General features: G+C 66.3%; 17 protein-coding genes. 6 read left to right on the top strand and 11 right to left on the bottom strand.

The window, feature by feature from the left end; all coding sequences use genetic code 11:
• Positions 1 to 148: 148 nt before the first annotated feature.
• From AC3EN4_RS06150 to AC3EN4_RS06130, 5 genes are all read right to left on the bottom strand, one after another.
• Positions 149 to 3,682: a hypothetical protein gene (locus AC3EN4_RS06150; protein ID WP_435204931.1), complete on the bottom strand. Its 3,534-nt coding sequence runs from the start codon at positions 3,680 to 3,682 to the stop codon at positions 149 to 151.
• Positions 3,679 to 4,080 (bottom strand): hypothetical protein, encoded by a 402-nt coding sequence (locus AC3EN4_RS06145; protein ID WP_435204930.1) that lies wholly within the window; start codon positions 4,078 to 4,080, stop codon positions 3,679 to 3,681. The genes AC3EN4_RS06150 and AC3EN4_RS06145 overlap by 4 nt, the downstream gene beginning before the upstream one ends.
• A gap of 215 nt (positions 4,081 to 4,295) precedes the next feature.
• On the bottom strand, positions 4,296 to 4,766 hold the full coding sequence (locus AC3EN4_RS06140) for a hypothetical protein (RefSeq protein WP_435204929.1): 471 nt from the start codon (positions 4,764 to 4,766) through the stop codon (positions 4,296 to 4,298).
• A 39-nt stretch (positions 4,767 to 4,805) separates the two neighbouring features.
• On the bottom strand, positions 4,806 to 5,783 hold the full coding sequence (locus AC3EN4_RS06135) for a tetratricopeptide repeat protein (protein ID WP_435204928.1): 978 nt from the start codon (positions 5,781 to 5,783) through the stop codon (positions 4,806 to 4,808).
• Positions 5,784 to 5,998: 215 nt separating this feature from the next.
• Positions 5,999 to 6,922, bottom strand: a complete 924-nt coding sequence (locus AC3EN4_RS06130) for a DEAD/DEAH box helicase family protein (protein ID WP_435204927.1) — start codon at positions 6,920 to 6,922, stop codon at positions 5,999 to 6,001.
• A 407-nt stretch (positions 6,923 to 7,329) separates the two neighbouring features.
• On the opposite strand from AC3EN4_RS06130, the gene AC3EN4_RS06125 reads away from it, so the two are divergent.
• The 5 genes from AC3EN4_RS06125 to AC3EN4_RS06105 all read left to right on the top strand — a co-directional run bounded on the left by AC3EN4_RS06125 (position 7,330) and on the right by AC3EN4_RS06105 (position 13,579).
• The gene (locus tag AC3EN4_RS06125) at positions 7,330 to 7,467 is read left to right on the top strand and encodes a hypothetical protein (RefSeq protein WP_435204926.1); all 138 of its coding nucleotides are present in this window, start codon (positions 7,330 to 7,332) and stop codon (positions 7,465 to 7,467) included.
• A 281-nt stretch (positions 7,468 to 7,748) separates the two neighbouring features.
• Positions 7,749 to 9,209, top strand: coding sequence for a tyrosine-type recombinase/integrase (locus AC3EN4_RS06120; RefSeq protein WP_435204925.1), 1,461 nt, complete (start codon positions 7,749 to 7,751; stop codon positions 9,207 to 9,209).
• Positions 9,210 to 9,276: 67 nt separating this feature from the next.
• The gene (locus AC3EN4_RS06115) at positions 9,277 to 11,094 is read left to right on the top strand and encodes a hypothetical protein (protein WP_435204924.1); all 1,818 of its coding nucleotides are present in this window, start codon (positions 9,277 to 9,279) and stop codon (positions 11,092 to 11,094) included.
• A gap of 344 nt (positions 11,095 to 11,438) precedes the next feature.
• On the top strand, positions 11,439 to 13,169 hold the full coding sequence (locus AC3EN4_RS06110; RefSeq protein WP_435204923.1) for a hypothetical protein: 1,731 nt from the start codon (positions 11,439 to 11,441) through the stop codon (positions 13,167 to 13,169).
• Positions 13,166 to 13,579, top strand: coding sequence for a hypothetical protein (locus AC3EN4_RS06105; RefSeq protein ID WP_435204922.1), 414 nt, complete (start codon positions 13,166 to 13,168; stop codon positions 13,577 to 13,579). Before AC3EN4_RS06110 ends, AC3EN4_RS06105 begins: the two co-directional genes overlap by 4 nt.
• A 500-nt stretch (positions 13,580 to 14,079) precedes the next feature.
• On the opposite strand, the gene AC3EN4_RS06100 is transcribed toward AC3EN4_RS06105, so the two are convergent.
• Together AC3EN4_RS06100 and AC3EN4_RS06095 are read right to left on the bottom strand one after the other, a co-directional pair.
• Complete coding sequence (locus AC3EN4_RS06100) at positions 14,080 to 14,511, bottom strand: pyridoxamine 5'-phosphate oxidase family protein (RefSeq protein WP_435204921.1); 432 nt, start codon at positions 14,509 to 14,511, stop codon at positions 14,080 to 14,082.
• A 10-nt stretch (positions 14,512 to 14,521) separates the two neighbouring features.
• Complete coding sequence (locus AC3EN4_RS06095; RefSeq protein ID WP_435204920.1) at positions 14,522 to 15,244, bottom strand: class I SAM-dependent methyltransferase; 723 nt, start codon at positions 15,242 to 15,244, stop codon at positions 14,522 to 14,524.
• Positions 15,245 to 15,330: 86 nt separating this feature from the next.
• Between AC3EN4_RS06095 and AC3EN4_RS06090 the strand changes: the two genes are divergently transcribed.
• The gene (locus AC3EN4_RS06090) at positions 15,331 to 17,013 is read left to right on the top strand and encodes a carbamoyltransferase family protein (protein WP_435204919.1); all 1,683 of its coding nucleotides are present in this window, start codon (positions 15,331 to 15,333) and stop codon (positions 17,011 to 17,013) included.
• 8 nt (positions 17,014 to 17,021) lie between these two features.
• On the opposite strand, the gene AC3EN4_RS06085 is transcribed toward AC3EN4_RS06090, so the two are convergent.
• From AC3EN4_RS06085 to AC3EN4_RS06070, 4 genes are read right to left on the bottom strand one after another with little or no spacing between them, the layout of a single operon-like run.
• A complete protein-coding gene (locus tag AC3EN4_RS06085; RefSeq protein ID WP_435204918.1) occupies positions 17,022 to 17,702 on the bottom strand; it encodes a histidine phosphatase family protein in 681 nt (226 codons plus the stop codon).
• Positions 17,699 to 18,220: an AAA family ATPase gene (locus AC3EN4_RS06080; protein WP_435204917.1), complete on the bottom strand. Its 522-nt coding sequence runs from the start codon at positions 18,218 to 18,220 to the stop codon at positions 17,699 to 17,701. Before AC3EN4_RS06080 ends, AC3EN4_RS06085 begins: the two co-directional genes overlap by 4 nt.
• Positions 18,213 to 18,968, bottom strand: coding sequence for a hypothetical protein (locus AC3EN4_RS06075; protein ID WP_435204916.1), 756 nt, complete (start codon positions 18,966 to 18,968; stop codon positions 18,213 to 18,215). Before AC3EN4_RS06075 ends, AC3EN4_RS06080 begins: the two co-directional genes overlap by 8 nt.
• Complete coding sequence (locus AC3EN4_RS06070) at positions 18,958 to 20,703, bottom strand: hypothetical protein (protein WP_435204915.1); 1,746 nt, start codon at positions 20,701 to 20,703, stop codon at positions 18,958 to 18,960. The genes AC3EN4_RS06075 and AC3EN4_RS06070 overlap by 11 nt, the downstream gene beginning before the upstream one ends.
• Positions 20,704 to 20,709 lie beyond the last annotated feature (6 nt).

Genomic DNA, 20,709 nt, shown 5'->3' with positions numbered 1-20,709 from the left:
GTCTTCGGCTTGGCAACGTGGACTGACCGGGTTCGGCGTTGCTTCATGGCCGGTGGGCGTTACGGTCGGTGATGCGGCATGCCACGGCGGCCGACGACCCCGGAGATCGCGGACATATGTGGCGCCTCCCGACGGACGCGACGGCTCCTCACCAGTCACGGTGCTCCAGGAAGCGGCGCTCGTGGTCGACCTCCGAACGGATGGCTGCCTCCGCCGTTTCGACCAACTCGTCATAGAACGCCCGCTCTGGCGAGCCGTCGGGCAGTGTCGCCGCAACGGCCCGGCTCCGGTCGCGCTGCTCAACATCTTCGGGGAATGGTTCACCGACCGGGCCTCCCCATCCGCCGCTAAGCACGGAGCGGCGAAGGCCACGGTGGACGTCTCGTCGGCACTGTTCACCGTGCTCTTCCGCAGCGCGAAGGACTCGGACGACGAAGTCCGAGTGCTCCCAGACGAATGTGCGGTGTGCGTGCTCCAGCACGATGCCAACCGCCCTGATGTGCTGCACCGAGTTGGCTTTCAGGGCTCTGTCCAGCGTCTCCCGGACGTCGTCGTCGAACGTCACCGCTACCGCTGCGAAGAGCGCCCCACAGTCATCGATGCTGGTGTCGTCGATGTTCTCGGCGACCCATTCCAGGGCGTCCCACAGGAACTCGCGGAAGCGCGCCATACCGCGGAACCGGAGGCTCTCCTGCCATTCGACCGGCAAGGCACGATACCCGTCGGCCTGCGGTTCCGCGCCCGGCTTCGCCCGGCGCTTCAGTAGCTGCATAACCGCCTCCGGGTGCACGGCCGAGAGGCCGGCCAGGAAGTCCTGGACCTCGTACTCCTCGATCCTGGCGAGTTCGGCTATCCCGGCGAGGAGCCGTTCACGGTCCGCAGCACCGACATCGTCGTATGACAGATAGCCGTGCTCGCCGAAGGCGGAGAGCACCTCCTCGGCCACGGGCGGCGAGTGCTCGAAGGTGACCGACAGGACCAGTTTGGCGGCGCTGGCCCGGTCGTACTCGCCGATCCACCGCACCGCCTGCAGCGCGAGGCGTCGGGTTGTCTCGTCCTCGTGGCGTAGCAGCCGACGGAGTGTCGACTGCTCCCGGACGTCCACTGGCCCTTGGTGGCCGCGGTAGCGGCTCAGACCGTTCGCGGTCAGCCGTGTCAGCGTGAGGTGATCGCGGTGCAGCAGCCTGCTCACCGCTTCCCATCCAGCGTCGGCGTCGCTCAGCAGGAGGTCCTGCACGGCGACCGGAAGCAGGCCTGCTACCGGGTTTTCCGGTTCGCGAATCACCGACGCCATGAGAGCCTGCGCGAGCGAGGGGCGGTTCCGCATCAGGGCGTGGGCGAACGGCTCAGGGTTCGGCTGCCGGCCGGTCAACGCGGCTTCCTGCTCGGCCAGCAGGCCACCGGCGATTTCGCCGAGCAACGCGCTCTCCGACCACTTCGCCAGGGCCCGGCAAGCGAGAGAGTCCAGCTTTTCCGCCAGCACCCGCTGCGCCTCGTGGAAGTCGTTCACCTCCTCCAACAGGTCACCCCAACCATCGTGCAGCGCCACTGCGAGCTCGTATTCAATGAAGTCCGGGAGCGCGTCCAGGACCGCCCTTGCTGCTGCCCTAGTCGCGCCGGGCGCATGACGAGTGTGCCACCTGAGGCTCCTCCGGACCGCAAGCGCGACAACGGGCTCGATCGGCCGGGTGGCGACCCGGTCGCGGAGCCGGCCGAGCGTTTTCAGGAAGTCGGGTGTCCACTCGTCCCGCTGCTCCACAGGAACGGTGTATCCGTAGTACCCGTGGGGGTACTCCAGAGCCTTCCGCAGGGTCTCTGCGGCGCGAACGGCTTCCCAGCGGTCCGGCGACCACAGTTCGTCCAGGACGAGCTCGACGACCTCCCGTCGTAACGCCGACACCGCCCCGGGGTCTAGCTGGAACTGTTTCAGGGTCACCTGGGTCCCATCGGACTCCTTTTCCTCGATCTCAGTCGCCAGCAGTGGCTCGAGAATCTCCAGCGGCGAAACCCGGGGGTTGCTGCCCCGGCTCACCGCGATCCACCGCCTCGCGGCGTCGACCATGCGGGTGTTGAACGCCAGCGGCTTCCACCGCTTGAACTCGGCCAGGTCTCGCAGGACCTGGATCGGATGATCTGTCTGCCGCCGGTCTGTTCGCCCGTCCTGCCCAGCCAGCTCCCAAAGCAGATCGACTGAAGCGGAGAAGGTTTCCGGATCCAGCGCCGCCTTCTCGAGCACGGGCGGCAGTGCGGCCCTGATCCGGTCCCGGCACTGCGGATCGCCGTCCGGTGCCCTACAGCTCTCGTACGCGAGCTGGCTAATCCTCAGCAACGCGGCTGGCTGATAGAAGACCACCCGTCGCAGCCGCCGGAGCAGGGCTAGTCTGTCGTCGAGATCCGCCCGGTCGAAGCGCGCGACCAGAGCGTCCCACAGCTCGTCCACCAGCGAGGGCCGCGGCTCCGGCGCCGTGTGGCGGACATTCCAGTCCACCCGAGTGGCGTTGAACACCAGATGAAGAAGTGCCTCGCCGTCGACCACCCGCAGGATGCGCTCAAGGTACCCCGTGCCGGCCCCGGAGCGGATGTCGACGATGGCGTCAGCGAGAAGGGTGTCACCCAGCAGGTCCGGCACGACCCGCACCGCGTTCTCCCGGCGCAGAAGGACTCCAGCGTTCTCCAACTCATGCAACTGCAGCAGGATCTGATCGAACGCCCTGCCGGTCAGCGCCTCGGCTGCCCCCCGAAATTCCGGCACGTTCAGCCGAAAGGGTTGCAGGGCCGCAACCGCATGCAACACCTCGCGCCGCAGGCCGGGGTCGGCGACCGCCGTATCCGCGGTGAGCGCCTTCGTGAAGGCCGCCATCACCTCGTCCCGCAGCAAGTCATCGTTGGTCACCCGGTCGGGGTCCAGCCGGCCCTGGCGGATAAGGCCCCCACCCACCACGATGATCAACGGGCAGTCGCGGCCGATTACGGCGAGCCTGCGCGCCACGTCCTCGTCGTGCCCCGCCCCAAGCACCGTGCCGGCGAGATCGGTCGCCTCTGCGAAGGACAGATCCTCCAGCCGCCAATGCGGCACATCGGTCCGATGCAGTCCGGCGCCGCGCAGTTCCCGCAGCAGGTGATCCACCCCGTAGGGCCGCGTCGCGAGCAGTATCCTCGCCGTCGGTCGCACCCGCCGGATGCCGACGACCGTGGTGGCAACGCCCGGCGACTCGTGGGCATCGTCCACGATTACCAGGAGGCGGTCCGCGGACGGCAGGACCTCAACGTCCTCTGGCTGCACGGAGACCGACCGATCGACAAAGCGCACCAGGTAGCCGCGCTCCCTCGCCGCAAGATCGGCGAAGGCACGCAGCAGACGCGACTTCCCGATCCCACCTCGACCACTGAGAACGGCGACGCTCGGCCCGTACCCGCTGAGCCACTCGACCAGGCCATGCAGCTCCGGTCCGCGGCCGACCAACGCCCAGTCGTGCGAGTACAGGCCGGTGCCGCTGTGCAGGCCGAAGAACCGGTCCGTCTCGAGCCAGATGCTGGAACGACCGCTGCCCGACACGATCACCGTGGTGTTGATGGTTCCGTTGTTGTCGCCGCCGACCGCGACCGCTCCGGGGCCAGACGCCTCCACGCGGACGACATCCGGCGCGCCGGGAGCGACCTGCCCGCGTTGCCAGAAGATCACTGTCGCCGTTGGGCGTCCGGCCCAGTGACTCGGGTGCTGATCGGCGCGGTGCTGTCACCGCCGACAGCAACCGAACCCGTGCCGCCCGCATGGATGCCAGCGGCCCCGCCGGGCACTGGAGACGTCGATTCCGCCACACCCGAGACGTCGGTCCGGATCTCGCCGCTGCTGCGTCCCCCGATGCCCACGGCGCCGATCCCCGGCGCGGTCACCGCCGGGGCGGCGCGGCTGACCGCCCGGGTCTGGCGCCACGTCAACCAGCCAAGGAGCAATCCGCCGCCGCTCAAGGCCGTGGAGACGCACACCCCGACGATCGAGATCCACTTTTCCGCCCGGTCGAGTCCCTCACCGAGCAGGAACCATCCCCCGCCGACCGCCCCAACGACGACCAGCAACACCGCGGCGCACGCCTTGAACCCGATTCTCACGTCTCTATGATGCCAGCGGCATACTCAGCTGCGGCGGAGCGAATGGGCCTGCATGCCCTCAGCGATCGCCTTCAACAGGGATAAGGAGCCAGCGCGCGAAGCAGCTTTCGTCGTCCAACTCGGTGTACCACCGGATCTTGAACCGATACAGCCTGGTATCAGCAGTCTGGATCAGCATGCCCGGATCAGGCTCTCGCTGCGGTCTGCCGTGAACGATCGGCACCGGCCCTGGCCGTGCTGGCCAGCACCAGGGCGGAGTGCTCGCCTACACCGTCGACTGCTGTGCTGAAGACCGCCAGTTCACCACTGCCGCCGGCCAGGTCGTCACCCTCGTCGTCATCGGCATCCGGATGCTCGAGTGCTGCAGCGAGCACACGCGGATAGTCCGGCCCAGACGCCTGTACGAAGGCGAGGACGCCGTCGTCGGACTGGAAGACCTCAATCCAGCTGTCGTCGCGGACAACCCCGTCACCGCCGGCGAGAGCCGCTCTTCCAGCGCCCACGGGGATCGTGGTGTCCTCCGGCGTGATGTCGACGACCCGTTCGAAGTCGTCGTTGCTGTAACCGCACCATCCGCTGCGACGCACGGCGTCGATCGCCAGGAAAGGTTCGCCGTTGGTCCACAGCCGGCCAATATGAACCCATGATCGTCGCACTGACCCAGTATCACTGCCGCGCAGGAAGACGAGCAGCAGTCACATGGGCAGACTGGCACGAATGCGCGTATCGCGGGAGTCGGGGCTGGCTATCGTGCCGTCGGGGTTGAGGCCGAAGCGTCGCAGCTGGTCTGCCTGTTCGACTCGCCCATGGTCGGTCAGCAGGTTAGCTAACCACTTGCCGGCACAGGGATTGCCCGCGCGAAGCTCTGCCTTGAGTTCATCGAGGAGGCCGTGTGTGGCCAGTAGTTCGGCGAGTTGCTCGGCAGGATCGATGTCTCCGCCGTTGTCGTAGTCTTCCTCAATGTGCCGCCGCAGCTCGGCTACTGCGTCGTCAACGTGGCCGAGGTCGAGCAGCGCCGTAAGGATAATTCCCTCGTGCGCCTCGCCGGCGGCAACGCGCGCGCGAAGCTCATCTAGGTGGCCTTGCCGGGCGAGCAGTCGAAGCTCGGCATACTCATCCCCAGCGTCCGCTCGTGTTTGGAGTTCGTCTAGACGGCCGAGCAGTGCGAGGCATTCGACGACCCAGGCAGCGGCCCATTCGTTGGGTGGGGTGGCATCGGCCTGGGGGCGTACCAGGGCAAGGGCTTCTTCGGGGCGGCCGCGTCGTGCGAGCTGGAAGGCGAGTCTTCGGGCCGCGTAGTCGTCGCCTGCCTCTGCCAGCGCCTTCAGCTCGTCAAGTCTGTCGTTGTTCGATAGCAGGGCAACGATTTCGAGCCTGGAGCCCCAGTGGTTTCGGGTCCGCAGTTCGGAGGCTGCGGCGTCGATATGTCCCCGGTTTTGTAGGGCCCAGATCAGGAAATCAGAGGCGTCCGGGTCGCCTTCGAGGTCCCATTCCCGCGCCTCAGCGATCGCGCCTTCGAGGTCGCCTTGATCTATTCGTACCTGGATCTCGGCACCACGGTTGCCGGCGTCGGCCAGCCGCTTAAGGATGGGCCGGCTGTAGCGGTACAGCATCCGGGCGTCGGCGTTGGCCTCTAGCTGTTCCAGCGCATCGTGGTCATCGATGTGGTCCACCAGGGCCTGCCATGCAGAGGCGGGTGGGCAAAGGGTGCGTCGGGTGCGGCGACTACGGTGGAGCAGGTAGTCGGCCGCAATGTATCCGCTGATTCCTCCCATGGTGCCGTCGTCGACCGGCCTGAGGGCGGACGCGGCACCACGAAGAAGCGTGGTGGCGTAGTCCAGGGCGTGATCAAGCCAATCATTCGCGGCGGCGGCCCGCTGGGCGGAGGTCAGATACCCGGGACAGCATCTGCGAGAAGCTCACGCGTCAGCGGAGCGCCGACGCCGAGGCACCGCGCATCGACTGCGGCTGTGATAACAGCCTGGCCGTAGGGATTAGTGGCTTGTTCCCACCTGCGAAGCAGTTCTGGTCCCGCAGCCAACACCTGGGTCACCCCGGCGTCAGTATTGTCAAGAGCTTCCCAGATACGCGCATCCTTGCCGGCCAACTTGTGCGCCCGCCGGCGCTCCACGCCGCTGAACGCAGGTGAGACGTCAATGACATGAGCAAGATCAAGAAGTTCCCGGCCGGAAGCGTGGTGGTCGTCATCCCCAGGCCGGCGCGGGGCGATGCGGGTGGCGTACTCATCGGGCCACATAGTGCCGACCAGCACCGTCCCGGCCCGAAGCAGGGCGCGTGCCGTACCGGCGGCTAGGCCAGTGTCGCGGGCAAGGTACCTCTGCAGTTCATCCAACCAGACCACAGTACGGGCGGTGGGCGCCGCAGCAAGGGTCCGAATCTCCTCGGAGTCGGCTGGGTGGACCAGCCACCACTCTGGAAAGGTATTCCGGACGGCTTCATAGAGGGTCCGCGTCTTTCCTACCGATGCTCCGCCCACCAGCAGAACGAAACAGCCCTGTTGGACGCCCTCAGCCAACGCCGCTCTTAACTGGGGGTCGATATCGCGAGGGATGTACATCGGTAGCTCGCCGGGAGCGCCCTCGGTCCGGATCGCAGCGTGAACACCGAGCCGCCGGGGCAACGCTTCCCGTACCCGCATCGAACCGGCGGGTTGAGCGAGATCGGCGGTGCGCGCACGCTCCCAAGCCGCGAGCCACTGGACGAAGTCAGCCGACGCGACTCGGCAGACTGCCAGGTAGGTCAGCAGCTTGTCCTTACTGGGTAGTCGTTTGCCATTAACGATCTCTCCCACGGTGCTCTTGCCCAGGATCTCCCGAGGCGATTCACCTGGACGCGACCGCAGCCTTCTCGACTCCCGCTCCATAGCCTCGTACGACAGGTCCCGGCGGCGGCGGAGCCCATCCAGGCAAGCGGCCAGCTCGACCAGAGTGTTTACCCGGGACGGATCAACTCCTGGCACGGAGCTTGATCGATCCACTCTAGCCCCCGCCCATCCGCTTACCGTCCGACAACTGGCACCGGCCTCCGACGGACAGAGTAGTAGCCGGTCGCTCACCGCTATGGCCACAGATCATCCGTTCGTGGCCGGCGGTGCCACCTCCGGGATCCTCCGACGCCATCGCCGGAGGGCTCGCACCACCGCTGCACTGGGACTCGTCCGCCAGGGCCGGCTGGCCCCCACCACGCAAGGAGTTCCGCATGCAGCAGTGGCTCGACGTCATCCAGGCCACCAGCGACCTTCTCGCCTTCGCTGCCGCCCTCACGAACCTCACCATCGCGCTCGCTAGCCGCCGCAGGCCTTCCGATCGACGGTCTCGGAGCGGCATCGAAAACTAGCTCACCATCGGCGGTGGTCCTGGCGCCGCCTCGGGCGCCAGGACCAGCTTCTTCTCCACTTTGGTCGTCTTGAAGGATCGACGCGATGGCCGGCTCTCATCTACGCAACACGCCTATCACGCGCAAGTCGTACACCGGTACCGTGGACGCGATCTTGTAGTGACACGCTGTAGTCAGCTGGCGTAGTCATCCAGTGAATCTCATCAGGCTATCCGCCGCGACTGTCGGACGCTGGCGCCGTTGAGTGGTTGACGTAGTTGTTGACTGCCCCCGGAGCTGTAATGCACCTGTTCTTCGCAGACGTGCGGACGGTCCGTAAGGCTGGTGGTGTCCAAGGGCTGAATGCATCGGAAACGTCCGATGTGCTCGCGAGGTTCGCGCCGGCACCGGGTACGCCGGTGCTGCTGTCTGAGTCGATGTGGCCGGTGGAGCCGCTGTGCAGCTGGTTCCGGGCGCTGGCGCTGAACCGGCGTAGCCCAAGGACGATGCGCGGGTACGCGTATACGGCGGTGATGCTGCTGCGGTTCCTGCAGGCCCGAGGGCTCGACCTGGCGTCGGCTTCCGAGTCTGACGTCCAGGACTTCCGGCGGTGGCGGCTCGATGAGGCCGAGCAGACGGTCGGTGAGGCGGCCTGGGATCGCGACGCGGCAGCGATCGGCTCCCTCTACGGCTTCCTGCTGCGGCAGGGCGTCGTTGAGCGCCGGCCATGGCGAGCGACGACCCGGCGGCAGCGGACCCTGGCCAGCGGGACCCGCCGGGATCTGCGGGTGCGGCACATGGAGCTTGAGCAGTACCTGTACTGCCGCGACGTCGGATTTGGCGGGCTGGCGCCCGACGGCGGTCTCGACCAGGGCTTCCGGGGCTGGAGACCGCATCGCAACCGCGCGACCTGCGAGCTGGCCCTGCTGACCGGGATGCGGATCCAGGAGTGGTCGACACTGCTGCTGCCCGAGCTTGGGCTGCTCGATGGCCGACGGCCGCGCACCGCCGACGTTGAACTCGGCGCGTGCGCGAAGGGCGGGCACCACCGCTCGGTCTATGTGCCAAGCGACGCGATGGAACTGCTGGACCCTTACCTGCTGTTGGAGCGGCCCGAGATCGTCGCGAAGGCGCAGGGCACGCTGCGGCGCGACCACCGAGACCTGTTCGTCGTCACTCGGCTGGAGGCGGACGGCGCGAAGGTCTGCGGCGTGCTTGAGAGCCGTACTGTCACCAGGTCGATCCGGGGCATGGATCCGCGGCTGCGGCGGATCGCGGTGTGGGAGACCGGGGACGGTCTCGATCCGCTGGCGGTGTTCATCGGCGCCGGTGGGCGGATGCTCACGGCCTCGGGGTGGGACCGGGTTCGGTGGACGGCGTGGGAGCGGATGAAGGCCGCGGTAACCGGTGGGGTGGGGCCGCAGCTGCCGCGCCGGTGCTGGGTGTATCACGATCTGCGTCATACGTTCGCGCTGCGGCTGCTGATCTACTTGACCCGGCTAGCGCTGGGTGACGGCCGGGCGCAGCAGCTACCCATGTCGACGCTGCTGGACCACATGAGCGGCAACCCGTTGTTGGAAGTACAGCGGCGGCTCGGCCACGCGAGTCCGGCGACGACCTACCGCTACATCCGGTACCTCAAGGACCCGATGCGGGACGTCGATAAGGCATTCCGGGCCTGGACCGCCGCCGGCGGGGCGTCCTACGTCGACATCGCCCGGACGACGATGAGTCTCGGGGACGGCGATGCCGCGCAGGGGTGAGCACCGCTCCGGATTCCCTCCAGCCCGCGCCGCGGAGCCGTCTGTCTCCAGGATTGGGGTGAGGCGGGTGACGGCGCCCGCGACCGGCCAGGCGGCTCTGCGCTCGGCCACGGCGGTGCTGTCATTCGATCCGGCCGCGTTCGCGTGTGCGCGGCTTGCCGCGGAACTGGCCGACGAGTGGGTGGACCTCGTGCAGGCCGGACGGCTGCGTGAGACCGCGGGCCGCTCGTATCTGACCGCGATGAAGGACTTCCTGACGCACGTCGATGCCACGGTCTCGGGCTCCGGTTCGGCGTCGCTGGCACGGAGCTCGCCGGACCTGCATCACGCGGTCACCGAGTGGATCCGAATTTTGCCGTCCCGGCATGCGCCAGGGTCACGAACGCCGGGCTGGCATGCCGGGCGGGTCCGTGCCCTGATCGCCCGGCGCGCCGAGCACCCGGACCGGCCGGTCGCCGGGCACCTGTACGGCTGGATCGCCGGCGCACTCGGGGTCCGGCGCGGCGGCAGCACCGAGCTGGATGAGTTCAGCCGCGCCGATAAGCAGAAACTGGTCCGAGCCGCGCAGGCGGCCCGGCGGGCGACCGAGACGAGGATCCGTGCCGGGCGGGCCTTGGCCGCCACCGGCACGGACCCTGAGGCCGGCGGCTGGACTCAACCAGAAAATGTGCTGTGGGCCATCGCGCACAACGTCCGCAGCTGCAACGAGATCGTCAGCCTTCTGCCGGACCCGTCCGGCATGCCGCCGCAGCAGGACTCGGCAATGGGGAGGTTCTTGCGGGACCGGCGGGACGTGCTGCGCCACCTGGTGGGTCAGCTGTTCCTGACGAACATGGACCTGCACGCCTACAAGATCTTGCTGATGGCGGCCACCGGCAGGGCACCAGAGGAGATCACCGGCCTGACCGAGGACGACATCGAGTTCAGCCCGCACGGCGTGACGATCACCTTCGGCAAGAACCGCGCGCACGCCCGGATGCGGCAGGCGTTCTTTAGCGAGCCAGCCGAGGCCGGGCTGCTGCATCCGTCCGGGACGCGGCTGGACGCGGCGGAGATCATCCGGTCGCTGCTGGAGCTGAACCGGCCGCTGGCCGAACGGATGGGAATCTCACCGGTCCCGCTGTTCCTGCGGGCATCGCTGGCTGGCGTGTCGCTGTCGGTCGGGCTGTCGACGCGGCACAAGGGCCAAAGGTTCAGCGACTGGTTGGCGATCAACAACGTGACGGTCGACGGCGCCGCCGACATCCGCAGGCTGCGCAAATCCACCAAGGTCGAGAAGGCCATTACCTTCTGCGGGCGGATCAGTGACATCGCCGACGACCATTCCGCGCAGACGTTCCGCGGCCACTACGCCCACGGCACGACGCTGCGGCTGATCGCCGGAGACGTGGTCACCGCCGCGCAGCGGCACTGGCTTGACAAGGCGCTGGCCGGGCCGACCGTCCTGGACGAGCAGGCCACCCAGTCGCTGACCGACCCTCAGGCCGCGGCGGCGCTCGGGCTGAGCCCGGCCGACGTCGAGGCGCTGCGGGCCGGGCATCTGGACATGGGCGTCACGGACTGCACCGACCCGTTCGCGTCGCCGTTCGGCCGGCCCGGGCAGCTGTGCCCGGTTGCGCCGCTGCGCTGCCTGGAGTGCCGCAACGCCTTCGTGCTGCCATCGAACCTGCCGCAACTGCTGCTGTTCGCCGACCACCTGGACAAACTCGCGCTGCGACTGTCGCCGCAACACTTCCACGCGCTGTGGGGCCAGAGCCGCGCGAACCTGATCGAGGTGCTCAAGTCCCGCACCTCTGCCGAGATCGCCCGAGCACGACGGCAAATCGCCGAGGACGCGATCACCCTGCACCTTCCCCTGGCCAGCACCGTGGAGTTCGACGCGTGACCACCACCGCCTCACCGGCCGTACGCCCGTCCGCCTTCTACCGCGACGACGAGGCGGTCATCCAGTCGCACCCACTGTTGCCCGGCGCGACTCCGCCCCGGTTCGGTGACACCAACCGCTGGGACCTTAACGGCGTAGTCCACAAGGCGCCCAGCCACGCGTCGGCGGCCATCCGCGTGCTGTTCCACGACCTGATCCCGGCCTGGAACCTGATGGCGCGTGAGCTGGCGATGCTCTGGCTCAATCCACGCCACCCGGCGATCCTGGCCGCCGGCGTCCACCTGCGCGCCGACCCGCTGGCGGTGATGACCGTGACGCAGCGGATCGGACACCTGCGGCCACTGATGGCGTTCGGCGCCGAACGAGGGCTACCACCCGACCTGCGGGGCTGGGACCCGGAGGACTTCAAGGCCTACATCGCACACCGGCAGACGATCACCGAGCCCGGCTCCGTCACCAACCACGTCCAACTCATCAAAGCCCTGCACCAATTCCGGGCGGCCCTGACCTGCGGCGGCCTGCCGCACGACCCCTGGCCCGGAATCTCGACCAACGCCGTGGCCAACCAGCCGATCGTTCCTGAGCTGCGCACCCCGGTCATCCCGCCGGAGACCTGGTTCCCGCTGATCCGCAATTGCTGGACCTACATCGACGTCTTCGCCCCCGACATCCTGCGCGCCGCCGCCCACTGGGACGAGCTTCGCAGCCGACCGTTGACCGGCCCCGACGCGGCGAGACGGTTCGACACCTGGCTGGCGGATACGGCGAAAACGATCCCGACGCGCCGCGCCCGGCCGAGCGAAACCCCAGGACCGAAGATCAACATCAGCCTGCTGGCCCGGATCATCGGCGTCCGACCGGATTTCTTCCAGAACTCCACACCCCACGGCCGCCGGCGCCGAAAAGCCCTCGAACGTCTCGTCGTCAACCGGCGCACCCACCCGGGTCTGCTACCGGACCTGACCGAGGTGAGCCGGCCGGACGGCAGCCGCAGGCCATGGCACGACAGCCTCGGCCCCACCGAGCTGCAGGTGGAGCAGGTCATGCTCCGCAACGCCTGCTTCGTGTTCACGGCCGCGCTGTCGATGATGCGCGAATGCGAACTGCGGACCATCACCAAAGACGCCCTGGTCGAGCACTACGGCAGCCCCGCGGTGAAGTCTACGAAACAGAAGCTGGACCCCGGCCTTCCGATCAAACACTGGTGGATCACTCCGCCGGTCGCCCGCGCGATCGAGCTGGCCGGCCGGCTCTCGCAGCACGACAAGCTCGTGTTCGCCTCCGTCGGCGACCGGTGGGCCGGGGACAGCTTCGCCAGCATCGCCGCCATCGACGACTTCATCAACCACATCAACCGCTGGCGGCACGCCAGCGGTCTTGAGGAAATCCCGGACGGCAAGGTCACCCCGCACATGTTCCGCCGCACCATGGCCATGCTCACCGGTGACTTCCCCGGCTCCGAGATCGCCGTCGGCATGCAGCTCAAGCACGTCACCACCAGAGCCCTGGCCAACCGCGTCACCGGCAGCTACATGGACAACGACCCGTCCTGGGCACGCCACCTCGACACCGCGATCGCCGACCGCCGCTTCGACCGGCTCACCGAACTCTTCAACGCCGACACCGCCGGCCAGCACATCGGCTACGGGCCCGGCGCCGACCGGATACGAGAAGCCTTCGCCGCCGTCCGCGACCAGGCCGAGCGCCTGCGCGCCACCGGTCAAGCCCAGCGCGGCGACATCCGCGTCGAACACAACCTGCTACGCCGCACCCGCATCTCCATCCGTTTCGGCAAACTCAACCACTGCACCATGAACGACAACGACCCCACCGGCGCCAAATGCATCGAAGACGCGATCAGCCCCGACGGCCACCGCGGACCACTACTCGACCGCTGCCAGCCAGGACGTTGTCCCAACAGCGTCATCGCCCCCGAACACATCCCGATCTGGATCGCAGAACGATCCGCTCTCGGCCGGATACTCGCCGACGGCAAGATCGCCGCGAACCATCGACGCCGCATCGAGTCTGAACTCCAGGAAGTTGACCGAGTGCTGAAGCGGAGCAATCAATGACCGCCCCCGTGTCCCCAGCCACACAACAACGGCTGCGCGAGGCGATGAAGCGCCTGTTCGACCGCCAGCCGATTCACACCGACGGCAAGCTGACCAAGAACAACCTGTGGCGCGAGGCCGGGGTCAGCCGCGCCACCATGAACCGCGCCGTCGACATCCTCGCCGAATGGAGTGCTCGGGTGGCGGACAGCCCGGCCGAGGCCGCCGCACGGCACCACACCGCCGAACTCGCCGAACTTCGCGGCAGCCTGGAAGCCAGCCGCCGAAGGTGCCGACAGCTGCAAGATCAGGTTGATGCCGCGGCCACCGTCATCGCCGCCCTCGCAGCAGAAAACGCGGCGCTACGCAGGCAAGCCCTGACGACCTCGGCCGTCGTTCCACTTCAACACCGGGCAACAGCGCGAGCGTAGGCCGCACCGAACCTCGGGCCGGGCCGAGATCGACGCCGACGTCGCGTTCGAGCACGGCCGCTCGCATGGCCGGGTGCGGTATGTGCGGGCCTGCCCCGACATGTCGGTGTACGACGTGCCACTGCTGCTCGGCGAGGGGGAAGAATCGTTTGGATGGCGGCTGGCTGAGCGGGGCAGCTCTGCCTGTGGCGACGCGACGGTCAAGGATGGCGATGCTGACTGGCCGCTCGCACCGGCCTGACCACCTCTCTACCACCTCCCGGATGAGATGGGCGAGGGCGGCGGCCATGCCGAGCACGCCGACCGGCAGGCAGATGACCAGGCTGGTGGTCCACCACGGCAGCCTGGATGCCGGCGGCGGCCAGAAGGTGTAGGTGAGCTGGCCGGGCGCGCCGAAGCGGACAGTCGTCATGGCAGAAGGAATTGGTAAAGGGATGACTCCTGCGGCGCCTGGTCCGCGGAATGGGGGTAGCACTCGCTTCTGGTCACGTTCCAGTGGCTCAGGATACCGCCGATCCGGCGCCCGTTTCATCGTCGGCTCGGGAGGTCGACGGGACATACACGAATTCGTGGTCCGGACGGATGCGGCAGATCACCCGCGGGCTGTCGATGCGCTTCCCGTACGGCCGGCGGTTGTAGATCATCGAAAGCTCGTGAAGATGGGCAAGCGCCTCGTCGCCGTGGACATGGCCAACGACTGTTCCGCGGACCTCGACCCAGGATCGCGACGACTCGAATATCATCAGCGCTATTGGGTCACCCACCTGCATGTTCCCGAACTTGTAACGTTCCACCTCAGTGTTCACGTAGAGAAAATCGTCGTCGCAGCCAACCCACATCATGTGACATGAGAGCGCGCCGTCTGGGGTGATCGTGGCCAGTGCGGCGTAGCTGCCCGCACGCACGAGCCGAAGCGTCTTCGGGTCCAGCATGCAATCCACTCTAGGGCCTCGGCGCACGCCGCCGAGCTGTCCACAGCAACATGTTGGGAACCCCCTCCCAGCGCCGAAACCGCGGGTGCGCCGCGATTTGCTCCGCGCCGGGTACCGGCTCGACTACTGCCTCGAGCGTCAGGCCGGCGTCGATCGACCAGGTCAGGTATGTACCGACCGGCCGGTGGAAGTGCTCGTACGTTAGTAAGACGCTTCGCTGCACTAGACGGGGAGCAGGGAGCGAGCACTTCCCGTAGTCGCTAACCCTCAGGTCGCCGTCGTCGCCCATGCGCCCGCAGGTAACCAGTGGATGCAGGACAGCGAAGACGGCCAGCCCGCCGCCGCGCAGCACTCGTGCGGCCTCGCGTACCGCCGACCTAGCATCGGCGATCGACATCAGCACCATCAGCGACACCACACAATCGACGCTGCCTGGCTTTATCGGCAGCGCACAGGCATCGCCGTTCAGCAAAGCCCGATTACCGTCCTCCCCGGCAAGCTGGAGTGCCCGTAGCATGCCGAGCGATCGCTCCACGGAGAACACGGTGTAACCCCGAGCAGTCATCGCCCGGGTCAGCCGTCCCTCACCAGCTCCAAGATCGAGCACTTGACATGGCGGCGGCGGAAGGAGTTCCATCACTACTGGAAGGTTAATCTCCCAAAAGAACGGGTCGGATTCCGCAGACCGGGCATGCACCGTCCAGCTTTCTACCTGATCATCCCAGCTCGTCATTCGGCACTTCGCTCCAATCCACGGTAACTCGTCGCGGCCATGGAGTATTGCCCGGCGACACCAGGATAGCACTCTGAGGCGGATAAATGTATACCCTTGGCATCGGCGGCGGGTTTGGACACGACGCGTCCTCCTGCCTGCTTAAGGATGGAGAATTGATCGCGTTCGCCGAGGAGGAACGCCTTATCCGCGTAAAGCTGGCTTACCGAGCGGCACCGGCGCAGTCGGTCCTGTATTGCGTGCGACGCGCCGGGATCTCCCTGGCCGACGTTGATGCCGTAGCGTTCGGGTGGGATCCGGCGTTGGATCCCGACCTGGCTGTGCTGCGGGAAACCGCCAAGTCGCTTATGGACGCGCCGGCCCTGCGGCAACTTCGACCCAGCGAGATCGTTTATCTCCCACACCACGACTGCCATGCCGCGATGGCCGTAGTTGCTAGTGATTACGCCGCAGACGCGGTACTGGTAATGGACGGCCGAGGCGAAACGGGTTCAAGCACCATCTACCACGCCCGCGGCCTCGATCTGAATCCGGTCCTTAGTGTGGACGTGCTCGACTCATTGGGAAGCTTTTACTCCGCTGCGACCCGCTTCGCCGGATTCGGTCGGGGCGGTGAGGGCAAACTGATGGGCTTGGCGGCGTACAGTGATCCGGCTGCTGCCGAGCCCGTTCGTGGCTTCAAGCTGTCGGACGACGGGATCACCGCACTCCTGCCCGCAGACCGGTCCCCTGCCAGTGCCACCGAGCGGCACAATCAGACTCGCTCGGGTTGGTTCCAATTGTTCGCCAATACGATTGGCGGCGCCCGGGAGACGCCCGTACCCGCGCCAGACCCGTTCGACCTACTCGCCGCCGACGACCATTTGCCACCCTCGCCTTGGCCCGACTTCGCTCTGGCCGTCCAGAACGAGCTGGAGCGAGTGGTCGACCACTTGGTTGGCCTGGCGATCGCGCTGACCGGCGCGAAGCATCTCGCGCTCTCCGGCGGGGTAGCGCTCAATTGCAGCGCAAACGGTTCACTTCGACGCCGCTTGGGTCCACGGCTGTCAGTACACGCCCTTGTCGGCGACGCGGGCACCGCCATTGGCGCGGCCGCCTTGCAGCAACACCGGCATGGCATCGACGTCCACCCCGTACGGCATGCCTACCTGGGCCCGCAATGGTCCGATGACGAACTTCGGGCCTGCCTGGAACAGCTCGGGTGCGGCTGGAGGGAACCCAGCGATCTGGCCGCCGCTCTAGCCGCCGAACTCGCCGACGGTCGCGTCGTGGGCTGGTTCCAGGGTGCCGCGGAAGCTGGCCCTCGGGCCCTCGGGCACCGCTCGATCCTCGCTGCACCGAACCGGACCGGAATCGCGCATACAGTTAACCGCCTGAAGCGGCGTGAACGATGGCGACCATTCGCTCCATCGGCCCGGAGCGAGGACGCGGTGGCCCTGTTCGATGTCGCAGAAGCCCCTTACATGTTAGAGGCGACCGAGGCAAGCGCCGACGCGCGGCTGGCAGTGCCAGAGATCATCCACCGGGATGGTACAAGCCGGCTACACGTCCCGCAGCCGCAGACCAGCGGCCGGTTTACGGATCTACTTGACCAGATGAAGACATCAACTGGCCACGGGGTTGTGCTGAATACGTCGTTCAACATTGGTCCCGAACCGATCGTTTGTACGCCGGTAGACGCGGTCCGCAGCTTCTTCGGCTCGACGCTCGACGTGCTGACGATGGGCCCGTTCGTCGTCACGAAGTCAGACCGCCGAAGCCGGCGGTGACCACAACCTCACCGCCTACGCACTTCGGGTGGCATGAAGGAGTCGTCCCCAATGCTGTGAAGGCTGAACGCAAAACGGCTGCCCACCTGCACAGGAGCGAGCCGGGTGATCGATGCGTTCGGAACCGGGAACCGCTGGCGTTCCCAGGCCACGGGGGCTAACCCTAGGAGCAGGGACACGATGGTGGCGAGGCTGCCCACGTGTCCGATCATCGCAATCCGCCGTTGCGGAGAGGTGAACTCCCACAGGGCCGGATCGCATGGCGACCGGACCAGGCCGTGCCTTCGCAGGAACGATTCTGCGCCACCACGGACTATGGCGATGTGGTCCCGGGCGGACTCCCCGCCGGCAAGGCCCGCCCAGCGTTGTTCCACGCTCTCCCGGTCGTGCTCTCGGAGGATGCTCTGCACGGTGGCCAGCCGCCAGCCGCGCCAGTCCGGGTAGTGAATCTCCCGGAGCCACTCCTGGAAGTCGGTTGCATTCCCGGGATGTCCTGTGACCACCGCGAAGGTTGCAGCGGCGCGCCGCAACGGGGAGCTGACCACGACGTCGACCGGCTCACTCTGCAACGCTTTGGCCAGATAGGACGCCTGAAGGCGACCGTTGTCCGTCAGATCGGGGTCCCTGACTACCTCGTCCACGGCGGCTTCGGTCCAGATAGCCTCGGCATGCCTGATCAGCAGGATCACGTCTGGTCCGCGATGATCCGGGCTACTGCTGCACTGTCCACCCACGGAACGGCAAGCGAGTTCCAGTCGATCTCAGCGAGATCCTTCACGAGCCCGTCCCACACGTGGTCATCGTAGACCACGCCCTGGTGCGCGCGGCGTCGTCGGCACACCTCTTTCGGTTCAGAGAAACGAACGACGAGCCCAGCACGGCCTGCGGCCTGCGCCGCTGCCAATGCATAGTTCCGATCGACCGCGCGGACGTTCGTCGCGTCGAGGTAGGTGGTCAAGCCGTTGCGCAACCGAGCATCCAGGATCTCCCGGACGTGGCGGAACACTAGTTCCTCGTCACCGAGCCAATCCCGCCGGCCGCCGAGCCGCTCTCGTAGCGTGTCCGTGCTCAAAATCCCATGCTGATGCATCAAGCCGTGGGCGACGAGCCGACCACCCAAGGTGGACTTACCGGCACCGGGCAGCCCGACCGGCACAAGTAGCCAGCCGGGGGTCGACAGCAATTTGTACACCTCATCATCACGCATCGGGCTGAACTCCGCCCAAAAACTTCGTTCGCAGGTAGTCACGAAACTCCGGTCCGATCGACAATCGCGGGTCGTTCAGGAACTCCGCGCCCACCTCAGCCAGGTTTGCACGCAGCTGGCTCCAAGATGACGCCGATAGGCCCGTGAACGCTCGCACTTCGTCCGTCAGCAGGCGAACCACTGCGTGGTCGAGGTCCACGTTTTCCCTCGTCCGCAAGCCTAGCTTAGTCGCCAGCGCGTGCAGGCCGGCCGGCCCCAAGCGCGCCGCTGTGTCGGCATACGTCTCGGCCGGGTCGGACTTGCTCAGCGCCAGAAATCCTTTGTGAAGGTGGTACTGGCAGAGTCCCGGCCCACCTGATCGAACTTGGGCGAGGTTGAGCACCGCAAGCACCTTTTGCGCTCTCAACGATAGCGTTTGCTGGTAGTTGTATGGATGGATGGAAAGACGCAGTGCCTGCGTCCTACGCTCGTCGGCGTCCGCGAAAAGCGTCGCCTCGCGATGCCGGGCTTCCAGGACCGTCCAGGCGTCGACGTCGCTGAAGCTAAAGCCGTCAGCCCAGGAAAGATGGAATTGACCGGTCCGCCACGAGCCCAGCGCCTGCAGACCGGATTCTTCGAGCTGAGTAATGACGTTATTCCACATCTGCCGCCGACGTGATAAATACGTCCGCAACTCCGCCAGACTAGTGCAGGTCAAAGCGGGCAAAACCAAGCCGACCACATCGCGTGCCTCTGACTCAGAAGTCATCTTGAGTGGCCTTGTTCTTGCGCCGCAATGACCACCAGGCCGTGACGAGAAAAAGTGTTGCCGCCCCCATACCGATCCATATTTGCCTGGCAGACAATCGTTGTAGGGGGGTCCACTGGGCAAGCTTCTGTTGGAACAGCGCGAGATATAGGCCTAGCGGCACCGCTACGATCGACAGGAACTGCAGAAGCGTCTCGGTGCGACGGGCGACGATACTGTGATTCTTTGTGGCCCTAGCGCTAAGATGATTGCGTAGCCGCTCTACATCCAAAAAGACCTGCTCGTGCTGGTGCGCGAGACCCATGCGATCGGCGAGCAGTTCATACAAGGGCGCACCTACAGGCGTTGTAGAGACCTGATCGAACCATAACCTGGTGTTGAACCGGATTAGCTTACCCTCGATGCTGTCTAACTGATCAATCGCTCGCCTTAGGTCGCCGGGGACGGACGCCAGGTCGCTTGCGATCAGGTCCAATATGGAGCGCTGGACGATCGCTAGAATGAACATCGTCAAGTACTCGTACTCGAAGTTTTCGCAGTGGTTTAAGAACTCCTGTTCGAGACGCCTGTCGTGCGCATCAACCGCGAAGACAAGATTGTCATAGTTGTAGATTGCCAGCCAGCTCTCCCACAACTGGAGCTCGCTTCTTGCGCGCAGCCGCTGCAGGTCTGAAGGTGCTGGCAGGTTTTCCAGTTCCTTTGGCCCTCGGCCGACCGAGATGCAGAATGCCGCCTCCTCCAGACCGGACGTAAAACACTGCAAACTGCTCCGCGGATCCGCGCGGACGATCACGGCGAGCCGCCAGTTTACCCGCCGGCTGCCGGCCCATTCCAGCTCCGAGAGCACGCTAACCGGGCCACGGTCCATGGTCAGGTCCTTCAGCAGCGACTCCAAGATCTTCGCCCATGAGGTGACGCTGCCGTCCGGGCGCCGGATCGACGGCACGCCAACCGTGAGCCGACGGCGGTAGACAATCTTTTTAATGTGCCGAGTGACTGATGCGATGTCCTCCAGATCTGCCGCCTCTAGGTCGACCCGCAGGACGACGGCGCCGATGTGACCCGGCATCATCAAGGCGTCGGCCCAGCGCACCTGAAAGGTGAATCGGCGCAGCGTGTTGCGCAGGTCGATCTCGAGCACCAGCGGTTGCCGGATCCACAGGCTCGGCGCATTCCAGGTCAGACGGACCGCTCGATGCTTATAGGCCTCCCGCCAGTCGCCGGCTGCCGAGCTAGCGGCCATCGCCCGGCGCACCTCCGTCACGCCGGCTGCTGCCGGAACGCCCTGTGCCACCAGCTGCTCACGCTCGCGGCCGAACATCTCCGGATTCAGCACCGCCTTCACAGGCGGTATGAACGAGTACGAGTGGTCGACCGCGATGGCGAAATCCGTTACCGACAGACGGGTGAACCAGTGCGCCCACCCTGAAGAAGGGGACGGTTCGAATCGCGCAACGTCGCGATCCTCAAGATGGTGTCGAAAAGGATAGACTAGGTACATTGTCGCACTTAGCACGTTCATCCCATCCGTCAGAATGCCCAGCCGCGACCGATCGCAGAATGGCGCCGCACACGCGCTGCTCATCCATGTGTTGAGCGCGGACGGCGCATGGACCGCCGTCGGTACCGTTGCTGAGGACCGACGACCCGTCACAACAGGTAGCGTATCAAGAACCGTCAAGACGGCACTCGAGGCGATGATCGTTTCATGCACCGAGGACAGTGAGCCGGTCATAGATAT

It is taken from the genome of Micromonospora sp. bgisy143 (assembly GCF_057708145.1).
The sequence above is the reverse complement of the archived record's forward strand: the minus strand, read 5'-3'. Positions and strand labels throughout refer to the sequence as shown.